2 protein-coding genes are annotated in these 984 nt (G+C 65.7%); both read left to right on the top strand.

Features of this window, described 5'->3' with window-relative positions; genetic code table 11:
* On the top strand, nucleotides 1–270 hold a 270-nt coding region (locus tag HC022_RS27495; RefSeq protein WP_167454488.1), incomplete at its 5' end, for a hypothetical protein.
* 364 nt (nucleotides 271–634) lie between these two features.
* Nucleotides 635–844 carry a hypothetical protein gene (locus HC022_RS27490; RefSeq protein WP_008886164.1) on the top strand — a complete coding sequence of 70 codons (210 nt, stop codon included), beginning with the start codon at nucleotides 635–637 and terminating at the stop codon, nucleotides 842–844.
* The last annotated feature ends 140 nt before the right edge of the window (nucleotides 845–984 follow it).

Below are 984 nucleotides of genomic sequence, written 5' to 3'. Positions count from 1 at the left end.
GTGCGTCGCGAACGCTATCGCGACCGCAAGGCCGTGGACAAGCGCGCCGACCTCGCCTTCATGGCGGCGCTGTGGGAACACTTCGGCGACCAGCCCTTCGAACGCGGCAATCTCGACGCGGGACGGCTGTCCTGGCTGTTCGGCCGCGAGGTGCTCCCCTACGACGATCCCTTCGATCCGGAGAGCTACGACTCGCTGCTCGTGATCAACGAGCAGGCCGCCCGCGCGTCCTTCCCCGAGGCCTTTGAGGAGGACGGGGATTGGGAGTGATTGCACAATCCATGGTTGCAGATTGGCGGGAAAGCGCCGATCTGCGCGTGTGCATCAGATTCGCCTTTGCGGGGGGGGATCATTCGTGCAACGTAAGGTTGTTGCGAGTTGATTGGCGCCCTCGCAGGGCGCCCCTCATTCACCGTTACCCTTCCCCTTGCGGACGGCCCGACTTATCCCCTGGTCGGCCGTCCGCCCCTTCTTCCCGACGTGTGACGGTCGCCGCGCGGCTTTCCGCCCAATTTCGGCGCCGGGCCGCCGCTTTTGCGCGCGGTGACGGATTTCGGTGGAACCTCCCCGGGAAATCTGGCGTTTATGCTCTGATCGTTTCAACGACCAGAACGGAACAAAGGGAGTTTCCAACATGGCAAAGACCGCCATCCGCGTCGCCGCAATCCTCGGCCTCTTCACCGTCGCAGCTTGCGAAAGCTCGGACCTCAGCCGTGGCGCCATCGGCGCTGGCTCGGGCTATCTCATCGACCGCGCGGTCGGTGGTGACGGCATGGTCGGTGCAGCCGTTGGTGCGACCGCAGGCGTGGTCTGCGACGACGTCACGCCGCAGTACTGCAACTGATCGACTGATCTCCGCGGCGCCTCGCGCCGCGGCACAACAGACATCGAAGCCATCGGGGCCCTCGGCCCCGGTGGCTTTTTTCGTGGCCGGAGGCGCCGCGGCGCGCTGCGGCCGTGGGAACTCGTAGGAAAGGGACGACA

It is taken from the genome of Salipiger sp. HF18 (assembly GCF_011806505.1).
In the GTDB taxonomy this organism is placed as follows: Bacteria; Pseudomonadota; Alphaproteobacteria; order Rhodobacterales; family Rhodobacteraceae; genus Salipiger; species Salipiger thiooxidans.
Note: the sequence above shows the minus strand (reverse complement) of the source record. Positions and strands in the feature narration are given on the sequence as shown.